Origin of the sequence: Paraburkholderia sp. BCC1884 (assembly GCF_900996225.1) — a bacterium.
Lineage (GTDB): Bacteria > Pseudomonadota > Gammaproteobacteria > Burkholderiales > Burkholderiaceae > Paraburkholderia.
This window is the reverse complement of the sequence record NZ_CAAJGL010000068.1, coordinates 260484-280724: the sequence shown is the minus strand read 5'-3', so window position 1 is coordinate 280724 and position 20241 is coordinate 260484. Positions and strand designations below refer to the sequence as shown.

22 protein-coding genes are annotated in these 20241 nt (G+C 63.8%); 13 read left to right on the top strand and 9 right to left on the bottom strand.

Annotated elements, in window-relative coordinates; genetic code table 11:
* Window positions 1-54 precede the first annotated feature (54 nt).
* Window positions 55-786, top strand: coding sequence for a GNAT family N-acetyltransferase (locus tag FQ705_RS08190; RefSeq protein ID WP_144139422.1), 732 nt, complete (start codon window positions 55-57; stop codon window positions 784-786).
* A gap of 86 nt (window positions 787-872) precedes the next feature.
* Here FQ705_RS08190 and FQ705_RS08185 read toward each other — a convergent pair whose 3' ends face one another.
* Window positions 873-1409: a GNAT family N-acetyltransferase gene (locus FQ705_RS08185; RefSeq protein WP_144139419.1), complete on the bottom strand. Its 537-nt coding sequence runs from the start codon at window positions 1407-1409 to the stop codon at window positions 873-875.
* A gap of 189 nt (window positions 1410-1598) precedes the next feature.
* On the opposite strand from FQ705_RS08185, the gene FQ705_RS08180 reads away from it, so the two are divergent.
* On the top strand, window positions 1599-2279 hold the full coding sequence (locus FQ705_RS08180; protein ID WP_144139416.1) for a VC0807 family protein: 681 nt from the start codon (window positions 1599-1601) through the stop codon (window positions 2277-2279).
* Between the two features lie 8 nt (window positions 2280-2287).
* On the opposite strand, the gene FQ705_RS08175 is transcribed toward FQ705_RS08180, so the two are convergent.
* Window positions 2288-3154: a LysR family transcriptional regulator gene (locus FQ705_RS08175; protein ID WP_144139413.1), complete on the bottom strand. Its 867-nt coding sequence runs from the start codon at window positions 3152-3154 to the stop codon at window positions 2288-2290.
* A 126-nt stretch (window positions 3155-3280) separates the two neighbouring features.
* Here FQ705_RS08175 and FQ705_RS08170 point away from each other — a divergent pair, with 126 nt between their 5' ends.
* The 7 genes from FQ705_RS08170 to FQ705_RS08140 all read left to right on the top strand — a co-directional run bounded on the left by FQ705_RS08170 (window position 3281) and on the right by FQ705_RS08140 (window position 8606).
* Window positions 3281-4225, top strand: coding sequence for an AEC family transporter (locus tag FQ705_RS08170; RefSeq protein ID WP_144139410.1), 945 nt, complete (start codon window positions 3281-3283; stop codon window positions 4223-4225).
* Window positions 4226-4342: 117 nt separating this feature from the next.
* Complete coding sequence (locus FQ705_RS08165) at window positions 4343-5131, top strand: AraC family transcriptional regulator (protein WP_144139407.1); 789 nt, start codon at window positions 4343-4345, stop codon at window positions 5129-5131.
* Window positions 5132-5246: 115 nt separating this feature from the next.
* A complete protein-coding gene (locus FQ705_RS08160) occupies window positions 5247-6212 on the top strand; it encodes a zinc-binding alcohol dehydrogenase family protein (RefSeq protein WP_144139404.1) in 966 nt (321 codons plus the stop codon).
* Window positions 6213-6234: 22 nt separating this feature from the next.
* On the top strand, window positions 6235-6411 hold the full coding sequence (locus tag FQ705_RS08155) for a DUF1427 family protein (RefSeq protein WP_144139402.1): 177 nt from the start codon (window positions 6235-6237) through the stop codon (window positions 6409-6411).
* Window positions 6412-6521: 110 nt separating this feature from the next.
* On the top strand, window positions 6522-7100 hold the full coding sequence (locus FQ705_RS08150; RefSeq protein ID WP_144139399.1) for a DUF4337 domain-containing protein: 579 nt from the start codon (window positions 6522-6524) through the stop codon (window positions 7098-7100).
* A gap of 25 nt (window positions 7101-7125) precedes the next feature.
* Window positions 7126-7743, top strand: a complete 618-nt coding sequence (locus FQ705_RS08145) for a LysE family translocator (protein ID WP_144139396.1) — start codon at window positions 7126-7128, stop codon at window positions 7741-7743.
* 173 nt (window positions 7744-7916) lie between these two features.
* Window positions 7917-8606 (top strand): class I SAM-dependent methyltransferase, encoded by a 690-nt coding sequence (locus FQ705_RS08140; RefSeq protein WP_144139393.1) that lies wholly within the window; start codon window positions 7917-7919, stop codon window positions 8604-8606.
* A 53-nt stretch (window positions 8607-8659) separates the two neighbouring features.
* Here the strand turns inward: FQ705_RS08140 and FQ705_RS08135 are convergent, their stop codons facing one another.
* The 4 genes from FQ705_RS08135 to FQ705_RS08120 all read right to left on the bottom strand — a co-directional run bounded on the left by FQ705_RS08135 (window position 8660) and on the right by FQ705_RS08120 (window position 11302).
* A complete protein-coding gene (locus tag FQ705_RS08135) occupies window positions 8660-9934 on the bottom strand; it encodes an RNA polymerase sigma factor (protein WP_144139391.1) in 1275 nt (424 codons plus the stop codon).
* A gap of 4 nt (window positions 9935-9938) precedes the next feature.
* Window positions 9939-10346, bottom strand: coding sequence for a VOC family protein (locus FQ705_RS08130; protein ID WP_144139388.1), 408 nt, complete (start codon window positions 10344-10346; stop codon window positions 9939-9941).
* Window positions 10347-10385: 39 nt separating this feature from the next.
* Entirely contained in the window at window positions 10386-10799 is a 414-nt protein-coding gene (locus tag FQ705_RS08125; RefSeq protein WP_144139386.1) for a YciI family protein, read from the bottom strand.
* Between the two features lie 149 nt (window positions 10800-10948).
* The gene (locus FQ705_RS08120; RefSeq protein ID WP_144139383.1) at window positions 10949-11302 is read right to left on the bottom strand and encodes a YciI family protein; all 354 of its coding nucleotides are present in this window, start codon (window positions 11300-11302) and stop codon (window positions 10949-10951) included.
* Between the two features lie 386 nt (window positions 11303-11688).
* Between FQ705_RS08120 and FQ705_RS08115 the strand changes: the two genes are divergently transcribed.
* The gene (locus FQ705_RS08115) at window positions 11689-13659 is read left to right on the top strand and encodes a carboxypeptidase-like regulatory domain-containing protein (protein ID WP_144139380.1); all 1971 of its coding nucleotides are present in this window, start codon (window positions 11689-11691) and stop codon (window positions 13657-13659) included.
* Window positions 13660-13765: 106 nt separating this feature from the next.
* Here FQ705_RS08115 and FQ705_RS08110 read toward each other — a convergent pair whose 3' ends face one another.
* Complete coding sequence (locus FQ705_RS08110) at window positions 13766-14239, bottom strand: hypothetical protein (RefSeq protein ID WP_144139377.1); 474 nt, start codon at window positions 14237-14239, stop codon at window positions 13766-13768.
* A gap of 789 nt (window positions 14240-15028) precedes the next feature.
* On the bottom strand, window positions 15029-15739 hold the full coding sequence (locus tag FQ705_RS08105; protein ID WP_144139374.1) for a TetR/AcrR family transcriptional regulator: 711 nt from the start codon (window positions 15737-15739) through the stop codon (window positions 15029-15031).
* Between the two features lie 171 nt (window positions 15740-15910).
* On the opposite strand from FQ705_RS08105, the gene FQ705_RS08100 reads away from it, so the two are divergent.
* The 3 genes from FQ705_RS08100 (at window position 15911) to FQ705_RS08090 (ending at window position 19527) form a co-directional block, all read left to right on the top strand.
* The gene (locus tag FQ705_RS08100) at window positions 15911-16759 is read left to right on the top strand and encodes a fumarylacetoacetate hydrolase family protein (protein WP_144139371.1); all 849 of its coding nucleotides are present in this window, start codon (window positions 15911-15913) and stop codon (window positions 16757-16759) included.
* Between the two features lie 64 nt (window positions 16760-16823).
* The gene (locus FQ705_RS08095) at window positions 16824-17771 is read left to right on the top strand and encodes a VOC family protein (RefSeq protein ID WP_144139368.1); all 948 of its coding nucleotides are present in this window, start codon (window positions 16824-16826) and stop codon (window positions 17769-17771) included.
* 124 nt (window positions 17772-17895) lie between these two features.
* Complete coding sequence (locus tag FQ705_RS08090; RefSeq protein WP_144139366.1) at window positions 17896-19527, top strand: bifunctional 3-(3-hydroxy-phenyl)propionate/3-hydroxycinnamic acid hydroxylase; 1632 nt, start codon at window positions 17896-17898, stop codon at window positions 19525-19527.
* Window positions 19528-19558: 31 nt separating this feature from the next.
* Here the strand turns inward: FQ705_RS08090 and FQ705_RS08085 are convergent, their stop codons facing one another.
* Window positions 19559-19831 carry a DUF1488 domain-containing protein gene (locus FQ705_RS08085; RefSeq protein WP_144139363.1) on the bottom strand — a complete coding sequence of 91 codons (273 nt, stop codon included), beginning with the start codon at window positions 19829-19831 and terminating at the stop codon, window positions 19559-19561.
* Window positions 19832-20241: the final 410 nt, after the last annotated feature.

Here is a 20241-nt window from a genome sequence, read left to right as displayed (position 1 = left end):
GCCGTATCGTTCTCCATCATCGACGACACATTGACCTGGCAGAGGAGAGCAGACATGGAACCCCGACGTAACGCGTTCGAGCAGCCGATCGGCGCGCCCGTATCGGACTGGAAGGGCGCTGCGGCGCCCGGCCGCGAGTTGACTGGCCGCTACTGCCGTCTCGAACCGGTGAACGTTGAACGCCATGCGGCGGATCTGTACGACGCGTACGCATCGGCCACCGACGGCCGCGACTGGACCTATCTGGCAGTCGGCCCGTTCGACAGTCTCGAGGCCTATCGCGAGCATCTGACGCGCATGGCCGCATCGGCCGATCCGATGCACTTCGCGGTGATCGATCTGGCGACCGGCAAGGCGGTCGGCACGCTGTCGCTGATGCGCATCGACCGCGCCAACGGCGTGATCGAAGTCGGGCACGTCACGTTTTCACCGCGGCTCAAGCGCACGCGCATCGCGACCGAAGCGATGTTTCTGCTGATGAGCGAGGTGTTCGGCGAACTGGGTTACCGGCGTTTCGAATGGAAATGCGATTCGCTGAACGGTCCGTCGCGTGAAGCCGCGTTGCGCTATGGCTTCACGTTCGAGGGAATTTTCCGCCAGGCGATCGTGTATCACCAACGCAATCGCGATACCGCGTGGTTCTCGATCATCGACAGCGAATGGCCGGCGTTGCGCGAGGGCTATATGCGTTGGCTCGACGCGGGCAACTTCGATGCGCAAGGTCGGCAGGTTGAACGGCTGGTCGATCTGATTGCGCAGCAGAGAGCGGCGACGGCGGGAGCCTGAGTCGAAATCCGGATCGGGTCGGAGTCGGGCTCGAGCCTGGCAAGCTAGGGGCGACGGTCGGCAGGCGGCCGTCGCTAGTGGATCGGTTAGACGACTTTCGCCGCGCGCCTTAGCACGATGGTCGGTTTACCCTTGTAAGTCGTGCGAAGCTGCTCGCGATAGCCGCACTTTTGCGCGACGCGCAGCGACGGCAGGTTTTCCGGCGCGACGATGCAGGCTGTTTCGCGTGCCGGCCACGTGCGGTCGGCCCAGTCCAGCGCGGCGCGCACCGCTTCGGTCGCGTAGCCTTGACCGTGTACGGCGGGGTCCAGAGCCCAGCCGACTTCGGGCGTCGACATCAACGACGGCTCCATCTCGCGGTGGTAGTCGGCGAAACCGACCTCGCCGAGGAAGCGGCCGCTCTGCGTTTCGCGCACCACCCAGTACCCGTAGCCCAGCATGGCCCAGTGTCCAGCGTAACGCAGCAGACGCGCCCAGACCTCTTCGCGCGTGAAGGGCTTGCCGCCGATGTAGCGGATCACTTCGGCATCGGACCACATTGCGTAGCTTTCGAGGAAATCGTCGCGGGTGTGGGGGCGCAGGGTGAGGCGAGAAGTGGTGAGGTCAGTGGGTTGAATGGACATTGCGCAGGAGCAGTAGGTTGGCAAGCAGTGCGCACGATGATCGCAGATTTCGCGCGCGCCAGGTTCGCGATCCATCCCCGGGCGCGTTTTGCCCGCGTTGCAATCTGTGGCACGTGAAGACACTTCGATCTACACTCAGCGCATGCCTATGCGCGCGAAAACTATCGCTACGTGATCACCGCCCCGTCGATGAAACCCCGCTTGCGCTACCTTAGCGCACTACTCGTCAACGTCGCCTTACCCTGGCTCGCCTACCGGCTCGCGTTGCCGCACTGGGGCGTCCTCGGTGCGCTGATCGCCTCGGCCCTGCCGCTGATCGCGTGGATGAGCTGGGATCTGCTGAAGCATCGCCATTTCGACGCGCTCAGCGCCATCGTGCTAGTCGGCATTGTGTTGTCGCTACTCGCCATGGCCGCCGACGGCGACACGCGCATGCGGTCGCTCGAAAGCCCCATGGTGTCGGGCATGGTCGGCGTGTCCTTTCTGGTGTCGCTCCTCCTGCCGCGCCCGCTGGTCTTCTATCTGGCCCGCTCCACCATGTCGCGCGAAGATCCTCACAGCGCCGATCTCTTCGGGAAGCACTGGCGCGAACGCCCCACGCTCGCCGCCTACATTCGCCTGATGACCTGGGTGTGGGGCCTCGGCATGACCGGCGAGAACATCCTGCGCACGTTGATCCTGTGGCAATGGCCCGACGAATCGCACGCCGCCGTCGCCTCCAGTCTGCTCGGCTATAGCGTCTACGCTGCGCTAACTCTCTGGACCTTCTGGTGCCGCCGGCTCATCAAGCGCGACGCCCTGCGCTATCCACCCGACACGGATGACGCCGCCAGCGCCCGCGCCCCCTCACATCCGCTCACCACTCTCTAGCTCGCCCCTCACGCCAACTCGAGAAAACGCGCCAGACACGGATTGCGATTCACCGGCGACCACGCCAGCACCTGCTCGATCAGCGGCGCGTCGACCAGCGGCCGGAACACCACACCGGCGAGTTGAGCGCGACGCATCGAAGCCGGCACCAGCGCGACGCCCACGCCTTCGTCGACGAGACTCAGCACCGTCTGCTGCAACTGCACCTCGAAGCGGATATCCGGTTCGAAGCCACCCGAACGGCAATGTTCGAGGATGGTCGAGCGCAAGATCGGCGCGACTTCTTCGGAGGCGAGCACGAACGGTTCTCCGGCAAGCTGAGCAATCTTCAGCCGCCGCGCACGTGCACGGGGATGACCGCGCGACAACGCCACACACAGCGGCTCACGCAAGATCGTACGAGTGGCGAGGCCCTTGTCGAGCACGTTCGGGAACATGATCGCCGCGTCGATCTGACCGGCCAGCACCTGCGCGGCCAGATCGTTCGAGACGACTTCGCGCAGATGCAGCGCAACCTCGGGGAACGCGGCGCCGAAAACCCGCGCATAACCCGGCACGACGTTGTAAGCGGAACACATCGTAAAGCCGATGGCGAGCTTGCCCGCCTCGCCATGCGCCGCCGCGCGCGCGTTGCTGACCGCCTGCTCCATCGCAACGAGGATCGCTTTGGCATCGGCGTAAAAACGCTCGCCGGCTGCGGTCAACGTCACGCTGCGCGGACTGCGTTCGATCAAGGTGACGCCGAGGTTCGCCTCCAGCGCCGCCAGCTGGCGGCTCAAAGGCGGCTGCGACAGATTCAGCCGCGCCGCCGCGCGGCCGAAGTGGCGCGTCTCGGCCAACGTCACGAAGTAGCGCAGCGGCTTGATATCGATCACGGGATATCCCTCAATCCATGACGATGCAAAAAAGGTATCGTCGGAGCCATAAAACAGTATTGGATTGTATCAACGCGTTTCACTACGCTGGCGGATCGTCCTTTTTCGTCCACCTTGCTCGCGCCGATGTTAGCCACCCTCGAAATCCTGCTTCCCGTCTTCGGCCTGATTTTCGCGGGCTTTGCATGTCGCCGCCGCGGCGTGCTTGGACCGAACTCCGCGTCGGAGCTGAATCGCTTCGTGGTCTGGCTGGCGCTGCCCGCTTTGTTGTTCGACACGATGGCGCGCGCCACCTGGCAACAGTTGTATCAACCGGCCTTCGTCGCGTCGTTCTCGATCGCCTGCGTGTTCGTGTTCGCGCTGATTCTGGCGATCCGTCTAATGAGCGGCCGGCATCTCGCCGACGCCAGTGTCGACGCCATCGCGGCGTCGTATCCGAACACGGGCTACATCGGCTTTCCACTGGGTCTGATCGCGTTCGGCCCGGCCAGCCTGACGCCGACCACCATCGCCACGATTCTGGTCGCGTGCGTGCTGTTCGCGCTGGCTATCGTGCTCATCGAAGTCGGCTTGCAAACCGAGCGCGCGCCGCACAAGCTGGGACTGAAAGTGCTGGCCTCGCTGGCGCGCAATCCGCTGATCGTGTCGCCGATTGCGGGCGTGCTGTTCGCGAGCCTGCACGTAGCCATGCCGGCCAGCGTCGAAACGTTCCTCAAGTTGCTGAGCGGCGCGGCCAGCCCGTGCGCACTGGTGAGCCTCGGCTTGTTCCTCGCGGAAAAGCGGCCTTCCGCAACCGGCGCGCGCGGCATCGCCCTGTTGCTGACCGGGGTCAAGCTGTTCCTGCAGCCGGCGCTGACGTGGTGGCTCGCGGCGCGCGTGTTCGATCTCTCGCCGGCGCTGGTCGAAATGGCGGTGGTGCTGGCCGCGTTGCCCACCGGCACCGGCCCGTTCATGCTCGCCGAGTACTACCAGCGTGAAGCGCACATCACCTCGCGCACGATCCTGCTCTCCACGGTCGGCTCGGTCGTGAGTCTGTCGTTGCTGCTGCTGTTGATGGGCCATCGCACCTGAGTTGCACGCGCGCTGTCGAAGTGCGCCCGGCTCCGGGCATCCGTGCCTCGCGCTATGCTTCGTCCACGGACCGACATGGTCCGCGATCCTCATGCGTGAAGCGCGCACCGACCCGCCGTGCCCAAAGCCCGCCCACCCGAACTCGACGACGACGCCGACGCCCACGCACTCGCGCGGCACTATCCGCGCGGCCTGCGCATCGACCCGCATTCGCATACGTGGGCCCAGGTGCTGTACGCGGTCTCCGGCGTGATGTGGGTCGAAGTCGGCCGCGAGGCGCTGGTGGTCCCGCCGCAACGCGCGGTCTGGCTACCGGCCGGCACGCTCCACTCCATCCACATGATGAGCCAGGTGGAGATGCGCAATCTCTACTTCCACGCCCGCAATGTCGGCCATCTCAGCCAGCGCAGCGACGTGTTCGAGGTCAACGCGCTGCTGCGTGAACTGATCACCTCGATCGCGGCCCACGAACAAACCGAAGCGCGCGACACGGCCTATCTCGACGCCGCCTACCGCCTCGCCATGCTCGAACTGAAACAGGCACCACGCTCGTCGTTGCGCATCGCGCTGCCCGATACCTCGGACCGGCGCCTCGAAGCGCTGTGCCGCGCGGTGATCCAGAACCCATCGATCGCGATCAGCTTCGAACAGCACGCAGCCTCCGTCGGCGCAAGCGTGCGCACGCTCGCTCGGCTCTTCACGCGCGAACTGGGCGTGGGTTTCGCCGAGTGGCGGCGGCAGGTGCAACTGGCAGTGGCCGTTTCCGGACTCGCCGAAGGACAGCCGGTCAGCAGCATCGCGCGTTCGCTCGGCTTTTTTCAGCCAAGCAGCTTCAGCGACATGTTCCGGCGCGAACTCGGCACGCCGCCAACGGCATTCGATCCGGGCAACACCTTGAGCGCGTGAATCGCGTGATGTCCGAAGTTCGAAAGTCTTTGTCCTAACGCCCTCGTGACGGTCATTTAGACTAGGCTCCATCGGTTGCAGCCAGCAGCCCGCGATCCCCTAGGAGCGACACGCCATGAAAGCTATTCAGTTCAAGACCTCCGGCAGCCCCGAGGTGCTCGACCACGTCGATCTGCCCACCCCGCAGGCGGATGCCGACAACGTCGTCGTCCAGGTCAAGGCGGCCTCGGTAAATCCGAGCGACGTCAAGAACGTGTCCGGCCATTTCGAGCACACGGTCCTGCCGCGCACGCCCGGCCGCGATTTCAGCGGCGTGGTGGTGGACGGCCCGCCCGCCTGGCTCGGCGCCGAAGTCTGGGGCACCGGCGGCGATATCGGCTTCACGCGCGACGGCACGCATGCCGAGTTCATCAAGCTGCCGCTCGCCGCCCTGTCGCGCAAACCGGCCACGCTGACCCACAGCGAAGCCTCCGCGATCGGCGTGAACTTCGTGGTGGCCTGGCTCGGCACCGTCGAATACGCGCATCTGCAGGCCGGGGAAACGATTGTCGTGATCGGCGCGGGCGGCGGTGTCGGCGGCGCGGTGGTGCAGATCGCGAAGGCGCATGGCGCGCGCGTGATCGCGGTCGACCGTCACCCGCTCGCAGGCGATACGCCGGCGGGCCGCCTGAGCGACGACTACGTGCCGTTCGACGAACACACGACCGAACGGGTACGTTCGCTGACCGGCGGCGCCGGCGCGGACGTGGTGTACGACACGGTCGGCGGCGTGGCTTTCGAGACCGCGCTCAGTCTCGTCAAACGACGTGGCCGCGTGCTGGAAATCAGCGGCACGGGTAAGCGCCGCGTGGAATTCGATCTGATCGATTTCTATCACAACGAGACTCAACTGCTCGGCGTGGATAGCGCCAAGCTCGGCGTCGCGGAATCGGCGCCGCTGATGACCGCGCTGGTCGAAGGCTTTGAAAGCGGCAAGCTGACCGGGCCGGTGATCGCGCAGGAATTTCCGCTCGCGCGCGCTCGCGAGGCTTACGAAGCGGTGGCGGCCGGCACGCGCGGCCGGGTCGTCATCACGATGTAATGCGTTCACGAGGACAACATCCATGAAACCCTATCTGGTCTCGCTAGCCGCCGGCGCGGTGGTCGGCCTGCTCTACAGTGTGATGAACGTGAAATCGCCCGCGCCGCCGACCGTCGCGCTAGTCGGACTGCTCGGCATGCTCGGCGGCGAACATCTGATTCCGCTCGTACGGACGTGGCTGGCAGCCGGCGTTCACTGACCCACTCCGACGGCAGCTTGCCCATCACCGGGCGTCACACGCTAAGATTGAGGCCCTCGCGCCGGTGTGCGTCCGGTGACGACAAGAAAAGCTTTGCCTCGGAGAGTCGGATGTCTGAAGAATTTGAAGTGCATGGTCCGCACGATCATGCTGTCGAACACGCGGGTCATCATGACGAGGACCCGTTTGCGAGCCGCATGGCCGTGATGACGGCGATCCTCGCCACGATCGGCGCGTTGTGCGCGTACCAGAGCGGCAACAGCGAAAATCTGGCGCTGTACTACAAGAACGAAGCCGCGATCAGGAAGACCGAAGCATCGAACCAGTGGAATTACTACCAGGCCAAGGGCGAGAAACAGAACCTCGCCGAACTGGGCGCGGCGCTGTCCGCGAGCAACCCGGACGCGCACACGAAATTCCTCGCCGAGGTCGACAAATACAAGCAGCAGAAAGAGCCGATCCGTGCGAAAGCCGAAGCGATCGAAAAAGACGTCGTCGATAACGACGCCAAAAGCGAAGTGCTGCTGCATGGTCACCATCGCTGGGCACAGGCCACCACGCTGATTCAGGTGGCGATCGCGCTCTGCGCGATCACCTTGCTGACGCGCAAGAACTGGCTGCGCAATCTGTCGTTCGTGGTGGCGGGAGCGGGTGTCATCACCGGCGCTATCGCGTTTTTCGCGGGATGACCCGATTCGAAATCGGAGGTGTGGCATGGTCGATGGCGCTGCCGTTCTAGGCGTTTTTTCCGTCTACGTGGCCGGGGTGGTGATTCCGGGGCCGAACTTCGTTGCGGTCGCGCACAAGGCGGCCTCGGCCACGCGTGTCGAGGCGCTCGCCGTGGTCGCGGGTATCGTGCTGGTCAATCTGTTCTGGGCCAGTTGCGCGATTCTCGGCGTTGGCATCGTGTTCGCCGCGTTCCCGTGGCTCGCGCTGGCGGTCAAGGTCGCGGGGGCGGGCTATCTGATCTGGTTCGGCGGACGGCTGATCTTCAACGCGTCGGCGGGCAAGCCGGTACAGAGCCTGCACGCATCCAATGGCGGCTTCCGGCAGGCCTTCGCACAAGGCTTCGCGACCAACATCGCGAACCCGAAGTCGATGGCGTTCTTCGCCGCGGTGTTTTCCTCCGCTGCGCCGGCGCACGAAAGCATCGGCACGTTTGCAGCGATGCTCGGCATGGTGTTCGTGGTCGCGGGAAGCTGGTACGGATTCGTCGCACTGACCCTGTCGCACGCACGTATAGCGACGGCTTACCGGGGTAGCAAGGCGTGGGTCGATCGCGCATGCGGCGGGCTGATCATCGCTTTGGGCGTGCGCCAGTTGATTCGCTAGTTCTACGGCACTGACAGCGTCGCTCTGACAGCGCGACGCATAGGACGATCGATCCTTAGTCCCGCGTTTTGTCGAACATCAAACAGGCTTCAACGCACACACTCTGCCGTCTCACTTCATGACATAACTCGGGGACGTCGCGGCCCCGCGGCGCCTGTCATGGAGGACTCAGCGTGAATCAATCAACCGACTCCGCAACCGACCTGTTGGCCGGCCTGGACGATGCCACTCTGCTCGCGCAACTCGGCTGCCCCGCGGGTACGCTCGGGCTTGCCGTGGGCGACATGCTGGCGCACTCGAACCGGGCGGTCATCGATGCGTCGTTCGACCTGCTCGATCTACATGCAAACGAGGCGATTCTCGAAATCGGCTTAGGCAATGGCGAGCACATCGCCGCCGTGCTGGACCAGGCGAGCGGACTTGCCTATACCGGCATCGACCTGTCGCCCACCATGATCGCCGACGCGCGCCGACGCAACGCGGATCTGATCGAGCGTGGCCAGGTCTGGCTCGAAACCGCCGACGTCGCTGCGTTACCGTTTCCGCCCGGCGCGTTCGACAAAGCCATTGCGATCAACACCACCTATTTCTGGCCCGATCTGGGTGCCGGCCTGAAAGAAGCGCGGCGCGTGCTGCGCGACGGTGGCGTTCTCGTCATTGCCGCCATCACGCCGGCAGCGGCGATCGATCAACCGTTCGCGGCACACGGCTTCGCCGTTCATAGCGACGTCGAACTGGAAACGGCGTGTGCGGGCGCGGGCTTCGGTCAGATCGGCATCACCCGCTTCGTCGAACCGCTGCTCGATCCGCAGCAGGAAAACGGGCCGCGGGAATTTTATCTGCTGAGAGCGTGCGCGCTCTGACATGAGGGCACCGGCGCGTGCCGGTCACGCAGGCCGGTCCCGGACGCGAAGCCTCAATGCGTCATCGCGCGCGCCCGTTCGAGCAACAACTCGCGTTCGCGTGCGTTTCGCGTCATGGCCGCAGCACGCTCGAATTCGGCGCGCGCCTCGTCCACTCGCCCGAGCTTTGCAAGCAGATCGCCGCGTACGCTCGGCAGCCAGTGATAGTTCGCGAGCGCCGGTTCGTTGGCGAGCGCATCGGCAATCTCGAGACCGGCAGCCGGTCCGAACGCCATACTGACCGCCACGGCCCGATTCAACTCGACCACCGGCGAAGGCGCCACTTGCGCCAACGCGTCATAGAGCGAAACGATCTGCGTCCAGTCGGTCTCTTCCGCGCGACGCGCCCGCGCATGGCAAGCCGCAAGCGCCGCCTGCAGCGCATACGGTCCACTCGCGCCGCCGAGCGCCTGCGCCGCGTTCAGCGCGGCCAGTCCGCGACGGATCAGCAGCGGGTCCCAACGGCCGCGATCCTGGTCGAGCAACAGCACCGGACGCCCCTGCGCGTCCGTACGGGCATGGGTACGCGATGCCTGAATCTCCATCAACGCGACGAGGCCGAGCACCTCGCTTTCACCCGGTACGAGACCGCCCAGCACGCGACCCAGCCGCAGCGCTTCCTCGCACAGCGCCGGGCGCATCCAGTCGTCGCCCGCCGTCGCCGAATAGCCTTCGTTGAAGATCAGGTAGATCACCTGCAGCACCGATGCAAGCCGCGCCGCGCGCGCGTCCGCCTGCGGCACCTCGAACGGCACCTTGGCGGCCGACAGCGTGCGCTTGGCCCGCACGATGCGCTGCGCGATGGTGGGCTCGGGCACGAGAAAGGCTCGCGCGATTTCATCGGTGGTCAGGCCGCCGAGCAGGCGCAGCGTAAGCGCGACACGCGCGTCGGTGGACAACACCGGGTGGCACGCGGTGAACACCAGCCGCAGCAGATCGTCGCCGATGTCGTCGGCGCGGGCGGCATCGAGGGCATCGACGAAATCCGGCACGAGATGAGCCTCCCGCGCGTCGAGATCGTGACCCAGCTCTTCGCGCTTGCGGGCATGCAGCGCCTCCTGGCGCAAACGGTCGAGGGCGCGGTTCTTCGCGGTGGCCATCAACCACGCTCCGGGATTGTCCGGCACGCCGGCGTCCGGCCAATGTTCGAGCGCGGCCACCAACGCGTCTTGCGCGAGCTCTTCAGCGAGCCCCACGTCGCGCACGATCCGCGCGACGTGAGCAATGACCCTGGCGGATTCGATCCGCCACACGGCCTCAATGGCACGATGCGTGGCCGCAGTCGTCACGGCCTCAGCCCGACGCGCTGGCGTTAGGGGCCATGTAGATCAGCTCCCAGATATGGCCGTCGATATCTTCGAATCCGTGTCCGTACATGAAGCCGTAGTCCTGCGGCGCGCGCGGCACGTTGCCCCCGGCGGCAAGCGCCTTGGCGACCAGCGCATCCACCTCGCCCCGGCTTTCGCAGGACAAGCCCACGAGCGTCTCCGTGCTCTCCTTCGGATTGCACAGCGCCTTGCGCGTGAACGACTTGAAGAGATCCTTGACCAGCAGCATCGCGTACAGGTTGTCGCCGAGAACGAGACAGGCCGCCTGATCGTTCGTGAATTGCGGCTCGAAACTAAAGCCAAGCGCGCTGAAGAAGGCTTTCGAGCGCTCCAGATGGTCGACGGCGAGATTGACGTAAATCTGCTTGTGCATGAAGAATCCTTGTTTGAACAGAAGGCAGACGGCGCGGGTTCAGCGCCGACCGGCTTCCAGTTCACGGAACCGGTCGAGTTCCGGGCCGGGTTCGAAGTCGTCGAGTTCGAACAGTTGCCGCACTTCGATCGTGCCGTCGGCCTGCTCGCCGAACGGCGCCGGAAAGCGCCGCGCCCATTCCATCGCTTCTTCGCGCGAACGCACCTGGATCAACGTGTAGCCGGCGATCAGCTCCTTGGTCTCCGCGAACGGGCCGTCGATCACCGTGCGCTGGCCGCCGCTGTACTGGACGCGCCAGCCTTTCGAACTGGGCTGCAAGCCGGTGGCGTCGAGCAGGACGCCCGCCTTGGCCAACTCTTCGTGATACGCGCCCATCGCGGCCATCAGGGAAGCCTCCGGCATCTCGCCGGCTTCGCTGGCGGCGGTCGCCTTGACCAGAATCATGAATCGCATCGTCGTGACTCCTCGTTCGTTTTAAGAAGAAGCGCGTGGCCGTTTGGCTCGCTCCTTACTCACACGACGAGCAGCGTGCGCGCAAATCGACACGCACGCCTCGGAGCCAGGGAAAACCCCCGCTACGCCAGCGCCGATGCGCGAATCGCCTAGAGAAAGCAGGGGCCGAGCTTGCGGACTTCGACCGTGCACCACGTCGCCGCCGGACAGGCTTGCGCGATCGCCACGGCTTCGTCGCGGGTGTCGACATTGAGCAGGAAGAAGCCGCCGATCATTTCCTTGGCTTCGGCAAACGGACCGTCGAGCAGTTTGGGCTGACCGTCGCGCACCTGTACGCGCACGGCGTCGTTCAAGGAGGCGAGCGATTCGACGGCGACCAGCTTGCCGCGCTCTTTCAGATCGGCGGCGAAACGCACCATCTGGTCGTAGACTTCGCGACCGGCAGTTTCACCGCGTTCAGCGCGTTGACCCGTGGGTTCGACGATGAGCAGCATATAAGACATGGCGCCTCCGGTTTGGTCGCGCCGCGCGCTGGCGGCGCAGGGGCGAAAGGCAGTCTAGCAAGCGTGGATCGCTGCGGCAAACGCCATGCGGCGCGGTGGCCGCGTTCTGTCGAAGCTTTTACGGGGATTCGTAATATCCGCGTGGCATAGGGCCATGCCATCCGGCTTCGGCATTCACCGCGCCACAATCAGGCCGCTTTCAAGTATTCTCCGAATTCGCTAAAGACCGCCCGGAAACTGCCGTTTTCATGCAGAGCGTCGTCGAACGATTGGACCTGAGTTCGACGACATGGCGTGACAGCGCCACACGGTCGACACCAATACATTGATCGGCAAAATCTGCCGGCATAACCAGTCATCAGAAGATGAGCGCAGCGGGGAAATTCATGCATCACGCGTTAGTGCGGACCGGCGTTGCAGCCGCAGTGGCATTCGCCTTGTTCCAACTCGGCGGCTGCGGCGGTGGCGGCGGTGGCGGCGGTGATTCCGGCTCGGGGTCGTCGGGCACCTCCACGGTCACGGCGACCTCCGTTAGCGGCACGGTGGCGAGCGGCAGCGCCGTCGTCGGCGCGGCCGTGACGCTGATCGACTCCACCGGCACGCAGGCCACTGCAACCAGCGACATCAACGGCGCGTACACGATCTCGGTGAAGGGCATGACGGCGCCATTCCTGATCGTCGCCACCGACGCCGCCGGCATCTCCCCGCCGCTCGTCTCCGTGCTGGCCCAATTGCCCACCGGCACCGCGCCGGCCGTGGCCAACGTCACCACGCTGACCACCGCGATTGCCGCCATGCTCACCAGCTCGGGCAACCCGACCGACCTGGCCGCCACCGCCACGCTCGCCAAGGTCACGCTGCCCTCGGTGCAGCTCGCCACGATCACGCTCGACCAGATACTCGCGAACATCCTCACGCAAAACGGCATGCCGACGTCGGGTTTCAATCCGATCAATGCGCCGTTCACGCCAAACCATACCGGCGCGGATGCGGTCATCGACACCGTGTCGCTCATCAAGGCGGCCAACGGCGGCTTGTCGCTGGTGTCCAATGCCGCGCCGCGCACGAGCGTCGCGCTGAACACGCAGACCGGGCAATCGGTCACGCTCGCCGCACCTCCGGCAGCGGCGAACTATCTGGAACCGCTGGCAAGTCTGCTGACGACTTGTGCCGCTAACGGCACGCTCAACACCAGCTGCACACCGGCGATCGACACTGCGTTCCTGGAGAACGGCTCTTCCGATCTCGCCGTCGGTCACGACTTGCAGGACCCAGCCTTGAAGGGCGCGGTTTTCGGTTCGCCGAAAACGCTCGCGTTCATCACGCGCAATGGCAAGCAGCAGGCGCTGGTGCAGTTGCCGGTCACGCTCGCAAGCGGCTCGACCGTCGTGCTTTACACCTTCGCGCAACAGCTTGCCGCGCCGGTCACGCTCCCCGGCGGCACGCAACTCAGTTGGGATCTGATCGGCGATCAGTCGCAATTCGCCGTGTCGATCAACTCGCAGATCCAGCGCCGCACGTTCCTCGATTCGCGGCTGAACGACGTGAACCGCTACGAGTCGGGCCTGACGATTTCCATTCCGACGGCGTCGAATCCGGGCGTGTATTCGGCCTCCGTCACCGGACCGGGCCTTGCCGCGCCAGTGTGGTTGATGCCGCGTAACGCGTCGGGCAGCAGCACGCTCGGTTTGTCGGATAGCACCTTGAGCAGCGCGCCGGTTTCGCCCGCGACGACGCTGAGCAATACGTCGTTGTACCGATGGTCGTGGCAATCGCTATCGTCGACGGCGAACTTCACGGCGCCGGCCTCGAGCGGCTACTACGCCGCGCAATCCGTCGACGCGAGCACGGTGCCGATCTACTCGACTTACGACGTGACGTTCTACGATCAGAATGGCGCGCAACTCGGCCAGTCGGTCGTCATCAATCCGGGCAGTCCGCTGAGCGCGAGCGCGGGGGGCTCGGTCGCGTGGCCGACACTGTTGCCCGACTTCGTGACCCAGTTCCTCACGCCGACCGGTTCGCTGGCCGGGGCGCAATACGCCATGAGCGTGTCGTGGTCGAGCCTCGTGAACGGCCAGAACTTTGCCTATCCGGTGACGTCAGTACAAATCCAGACGGTCGGTCCGACGGTGGCAGGCATGACGGATCTCGACGGCTTCTCCGTGGGCGCGCCGAACAACACCACGTTCGGCCAGTATCAAACGACGGTCAGCGCAGGCGTCAATGCCGAAGGCGTGCAGACTTGCACTAATTGCCCGTTCGCGCCGTTGACGAGCGGCAATTCGCGCCTCGTGCAACTGACGGGCGGACAGAACGGCATCTCGTACTACGACATCTCGCAGTACAACGACTGAAGCAGACAGGGCCTTCGATGAAGGCCGCGGAAATGCAAAAACGCCCCACGTGGGGCGTTTTTGCATTCAAGTGCAGTGTCGCATCTGGCCGCGACACTCGTGAGACTCAGAGCACCGCTTCGGCAATCGCCTGCACTTGCGCGGAGCGCATCAAGCCTTCGATCATTCTCGCTTCGGCGCTGGCAATCTCGCTCAACGACGCTACCGACAATTGTCCGTCGAGAATCGCCAAAGCCGTGCACAGGCGTGCATATTCGTCGTTTTCGAGTGTCCACGCGCCGCCGTCGTGCTCGCGGGCGTCGAGTTGAACCATCGCAGCGTGCGCGCTTTCGATATCCGCGAGGACGTCCTCGCCGAGACCCAGTCGCGCAAGTTCCTGCGACACCAGCAGATGCCGGCTCAAAGTCAGGTGCAGATCGCGCGAGCCGTGACCGCGGCTAAACGCATCGAGGGCGGTGTAGCACTGCATCAACATCGCCGACGTAACCGGCTCGTGTGCGGTGCGGCTAAAGGTCAGCGCACGCAGCAGCGGAGACATGGCCGCCTGGTGGTGCTTGCGGACTCGCGATTTACTGGACATATCGTTTCAACCTCCTTCACTCACTCTCGACTTCGCCACCGGACTCATCTGCTCTCCGGCGTTCTGACAGGCCTCGGTTCCGGGTCTGTGAAGCCATCATGGCAAGCCACTATTAAAACAAACTTAAAGGCGCGCACAACGTAATCGGGTGCGACTTCGCGCGCGGGTGCAACGCCCGCATATCGGCGCAAACGCGTGAAATACAAGAGTTGCAACGCGTATCGACGAAAAAAAAGCCCTGTTCCCGTGGGGGAACAGAGCCGGACAGGATGGAACAGTCGATCATGCGCGTGGAGCTTGCCGACCTATACCCACCAAACCAACAAAACTATTCTGACGTGAACTGCACCTGCAAAAGCTGTTTGCTACCTGAATCCGCTACTGCTTGCACTGCCACTGCGAGAAACGTCCAGACCCCTACTTTTTCTATCTGAGCCACTACACAATCACAGCTCGGTCCCTCGCCTTCAATGACACCTCGCTGCTACAACCCCCTGCTGATTCGCGCGCATGTTACGTCGACTGCGCGCTTTGCATTGCTTCGACTTCCTACTGCTTTACTGCCCCTGCCGCGTTGGACGACCGCGGCAAACTGCCATCAACGGTACGGTTCAAAACAACGCGGGGGAAGACCGCGTCGATGGAGCTCGGTGATTTGTCGCGCCATGGAAAAGAGTTTATGCGAGTGGTCGCGAATGCAATTGCGCGAAGCGAGGGGGAATGGCGGCCCAATTTAATGAATCGTTGTAACAGGCTGCTTTTGTCAGATGTGAAGCGCGATGAACGGCCCTATTGCGCCGCGTCGTCAGCGGCGATTTCCGCCACACGACCGATGCGTTCGAAGATCGCGCCGCGCGGTTCGGGACAGTCGACGAGCGGCGCATACGCGAGTTCGCGCGCTTCGTCGGCGGCGATGCCGAACGCCTGCAGCAATGCGTACATGGACTGCTCGGTGTAATCGGCGGGCGCCGCTTCGGACAGCAGCGTTTCAATCCCGTAGCGAATCGAACCGAGCGTGATGTCGCGTGCGACGACGACATCCGCGACATGGAAACGGCCCTGCTCGATGGCGAGCTTCAGATCGCGCGTCAGGTATTCATCGAGCAGACGTCCGCGCGACCCGCGTTTGGTGCCGAGGCGTGTGATGAACGCACCCCACAGCGGATAGCGGAACGCCATGCGCATATAGAGCCGCGAACCGACCGCCACGCGTTGCGCGGGATCGTCGATTTCGCGCACGAGCGGATCGATGACCGCGAGCACCTCGTCGCTACTTTCACCAGCGACCGCCGACAGCAACTCGGCCGTAGTACGGAAGTAGTTGTAGAAGGTTCCGCGCGCCACGCCCGCCGCCGCGATGAAGTCGTCGATCAGCGGTGCATCCGGCCCTTTCTCGGCGAACACGCCCAACGCGCTCTCGATCAGGCGGTTGCGCGTCTTCTCGCGGCGTAACGCGCCGACCCGCGTCCGATGATTCTCAACTGGCTCTAGCTCTTGCATGTTGGCGATTTCCATTGACCTGAAAGGATTTTACACGCTGCGGCATGCGGGTTTATCCCAACCACGTTCACGTTGACGAACGTGTCAACTCAACTAGAATACGAAATGACAAATGTGTCAACAAGAGCTGGAGATCTCTCGCGGTGCCGCGGGAACCATAAGGAGGCAGTCATGCGATTCGTCAGTTTTGAGAGAAATGGGAAGGCAGTGCTTGGTATCCGCGACGGTGAACAGGTTCGCGTGGTCGGCGATGAAACGCTCGAGTCGCTGCTCGCGCGCGGCGTCGATTTGTCGCGTTATACCAGGGAGCACGCCAGCGACGAGAAGATCGAAGCGAAGGATCTGAAGCTGCTGCCGCCGCTGCAACGTCCGCCGAAAATCATCTGCGTCGGGCTGAACTTCGCCGATCACACCTCGGAAAGCAAGTACGATCAGCCCGACTATCCCACGCTGTTCTTCCGCGTCCACACCAGCCTGATCGCGCACGATCAACCGATGGTGCGTCCCGCCGTCAGCGACTGCGCGGGCCTCGACTTCGAGGGCGAAATCGCCGTCGTGCTCGGCAAGGGCGGCCGTCATATCGCGAAGGAAAATGCGTTGTCGCACGTGGCCGGCTACTCGGTCTTCAATGACGGCTCGGTGCGCGAATATCAGTTCAAGACGCCGCAATGGACCGTGGGCAAGAACTTCGACGGCACCGGCGCATTCGGCCCCGACCTCGTCACCGCCGACGAACTGCCGCCGGGCGTGAAGGGCCTGCGCCTCGAAACGCGTCTGAACGGTGAAGTCGTGCAATCGGCGAGCACGGACGAAATGGTGTTCGACGTGGAAAGCCTCATCAGCATCATCAGCGAAGCGATCACGCTGGAAGCCGGCGACGTGATCGTCTCGGGCACGCCGTCGGGCATCGGCTGGGCGCGCACGCCGAAGCTGTTGATGAAAGCGGGAGACATCTGCGAAGTGACGGTCGAGAAGATCGGTACGCTGAAAAACGTGATCGTCGACGAAACCAGGGCTTAAGTGCCGCAATGAAATCAAGCCGGTCGAAGAACCGGCCGCTCATCCCTTCAAACTGGAGACAGGCATGACTGATCTGGCAGCCGCTCGCGCCGTCGCAGGCGTTCATTCGATCGACCACTTCGCGCTCGACGTCCCTTGCGTCGACGAAGCCGAGCGGTTCTTCAGCGCGTTCGGCCTCGAGGTCGCCTCGCGCGGTACGGGCGACGCTCGTGAACTCGAGTTGCGCGCTGCGGACGGACATCGCTGGGGCCGGGTCTTGCCGGCCGCGAGAAAGTCATTGGCGTATCTCAGCTTCAACTGTTTCGAGTCGGATTTGCCGGCCATCCGGTCGCAGGTCGAAGCAAGCGGCGCCGTGCTCGTCACCGATACGTTTCGTGATCGCGCGGGCTTCTGGTTTCGCGATCCCGACGGCAATCTGGTTCAAGTGAAAGCGGGTCCGAAAACGAGCCCGTCCGCGAAGACACCTTCGGTAGTCACCGGCAGTGGCGCCAACGAACGCGGCTCGCACGCGCGCTCCGCATCCCAGCAGGTCAAACCGCGCCGCCTCTCGCACGTGCTGCTATTCACGCCCGACGTGCTCGGTGCAATCGATTTCTACGCGAAAGCTCTGGGCTTGCGGCTCTCGGACAAATCGATCGACATCATCGCGTTTACGCACGCGCCGCACGGCAGCGATCACCATCTCGTCGCGTTCGCGAAGAGCCACGCACGCGGTTGGCATCACTCCGCGTGGGACGTGGAGAACGTCAACAAGGTCGGCGAAGGCGCCTCGCAGATGCAAGCCGCCGGCTTCAGCAAAGGCTGGGGCACGGGTCGGCACGTGCTCGGCTCGAACTATTTTCACTACGTACAAGACCCGTGGGGTTCGTTTTGCGAGTACTCGGCGGACATCGATTTCGTTTCGGCGGGACACGATTGGCCGGCGGGCGATTTCCCACCCGAAGACTCGCTTTATCTTTGGGGTCCGCGCGTTCCTGAAGACTTCGTTCATAACTACGAAGCGCCGGCCTAAGCGCTAAACCTTAGGCGCGAACGCACGCTGGAGGGCCGCGCCCTCCTCCCTTTTTGTCATCGAATGGCAGCCAGCCCAACTGGCGCCAGGGCAACACTCGTTCTACTTTTGCAGGTGAACTCAAATGACTGACCAGAAACTGCTTGATGTCGTGATCGTCGGTTACGGCCCTGTCGGACAATCGCTGTCGATTCATCTCGGCGAACGCGGCTACGACGTTGCGGTGTTCGACCGTTGGCCCGCGCTGTATCCGCTGCCGCGCGCGGTATTCCACGATCACGAAATCCGCCGGGTCTTTCACGCGATGGGAATCGGCAAGGAGGTCGAGGCGATCTCGCAACCATCGGCCATGTATCAATGGTTCAACGCCGACTGGGAGAAGCTGGTCGAGATCGACTGGTCGGCGGAATCGATCAGCGATGGGCCGGTCGGCTATCTGTTCAATCAGCCCTCGCTCGAAGCGCTGTTCGACAGGAAGGCAAAGTCGCTGGCGAATGTCTCCGTACAACAAGGTTGGGAAGCGACCGCCGTGCATCAGCATGCCGACCATTGCGAAGTGAGCGTGCGCCACGGCGCGATCGTGGACGGCGTGTGGACGCCGACCGGTGAAACGCAAACCGTGCGGGCGCGCTATGTGATCGGCGCGGACGGGGCGAATAGTTTCGTGCGCAAGTCGGCGGGCATTGAGTTCGACGACCTGGGCTTTCAGGAAGACTGGCTGGTGATCGATCTGAAACCGCACGAAGGCGTGAAGCTCGACGTGCCGGACATCGGCCAATGGTGCAATCCCGCGCGACCCACGACGATGGTGCCGGGCGGGCCGGGCTTCCGCCGTTGGGAATTCATGCGGTTGCCGCATGAAACGCTGGAGGACCTGCAAAAGACGGAGAAAGTGTGGGAGTTGCTGTCGCCATGGGTCACGCCGGAGAGCGCCACGCTCGTGCGTCACGCGGTCTACACGTTCCGCTCGCTGCTTGCCGGGAACTGGCATCACGGCAGGATCCTGCTGGCCGGCGACGCGGCACATCAGATGCCGCCGTTCATGGGCCAGGGCATGTGCTCGGGTCTGCGCGATGCGTGGAATCTGGCATGGCGGCTCGATCTGATTCTCAAGGGACAGGCGTCACCGCATCTGCTGGAAAGCTATACGGCGGAACGTCGTCCGCAAGTGCGCGCCGTGATCGACGCATCGATCGAGATGGGTCAGGTGGTGTGCATTTCCGATCCCGGGGAAGCGGCTCGCCGCGATGCCGCCTATCTCGCCGGCGACGTGCCGCCGCTGGCGCCGTTCCCGGGTCTGACCGACGGCCTCATCTGCAAGGATCGGCCTTTTGCATGCGCTAGCGTCGCCGGCCTGCTCAGTGTGCACGGTCAGATCGGGACCGGTGAAGCCACGGTACGTTTCGACGACGCGATGCCGAACGGATTTCATGTCATCACGCTCGATACCAATCCGGCCTGGCACCTGGACAGCGCGTCACACGCGGCACTCGAACGGATTGGCGGACGGGCTATCGGCATCACGGCCGACCCGGATCAAGCGGTGGCGGGGCGCATTCTGCTGGACACCAGCGGCAAGTATCAGCGGTTTTTCGCGGAGCACGGCGTGAAGGCAATTGTCGTGCGGCCGGACTACTACATCTTCGGCGCGGTGAAGCATCTCGCGGATTTGCCGGCGCTGATCGGCGATCTCACGAGCCGGCTTGCCGTCGGCGCCGACGTCGAAATGTCAACGCGTGAGAACGCGGAAGCCTGAACCAGGCAACCGCGCGACGACCGCTGAACCTTTAGCCACGGGCGATAAAGTCGCTGATCGTCAGCAAGACTTTTTCGCCGGGCCGCGCGAGCATTTTTCTCTCGGCGACGGCGGTGATCCGCTTGCGACCGTCGGCGAAAGTCTTCAGGATGCGCGCTTCGCCCGCGCCGCGCTGCAGCCAGAAGTGCTGTTCCAGCGCCTCACGGGTGACGGCGCATTCGAGATCCCGGCCCCGCGTCGAAAGCTGGAAAATCACCGCGCGTCCGTCTGCCGAGACGCTAGGCTCAAGCTCGATCATCTCCATGGCCCACCTCGCAAAGTTCGTTAAACCGTTCGTCGTCCTGGACGAACGAAACCGAAAAAAACTGAATCGAGACGCGTCGTTCACGCCGGATATTTTCGACTGATCAATGCTGGCGAACGCTTCGTGCAGAAATCATGCAACAGCGTGGTCAATCCTTCGGTGACTGCTTGCGCGCCCGCTCGCACGCCGCGCGAAGCAGCCGCCAGTGCGAGCCACGAATGCGGTGGCCGAAGCTCGTGGCAAACCCCGCGCGCGTCGGCAAAGCGCAAACAACCGGTGTCGGGATAGAAGACAAGCGTCATCGCTTCCCCGTCGACCCCGTGCGTGACAATGTGTGGTTTCGTATTCAGCATTTTTCGTTATTTGCCAGGTGGGCGCCGCTTCTCGCGGCTCGGCCTGTCGTGCGCGAG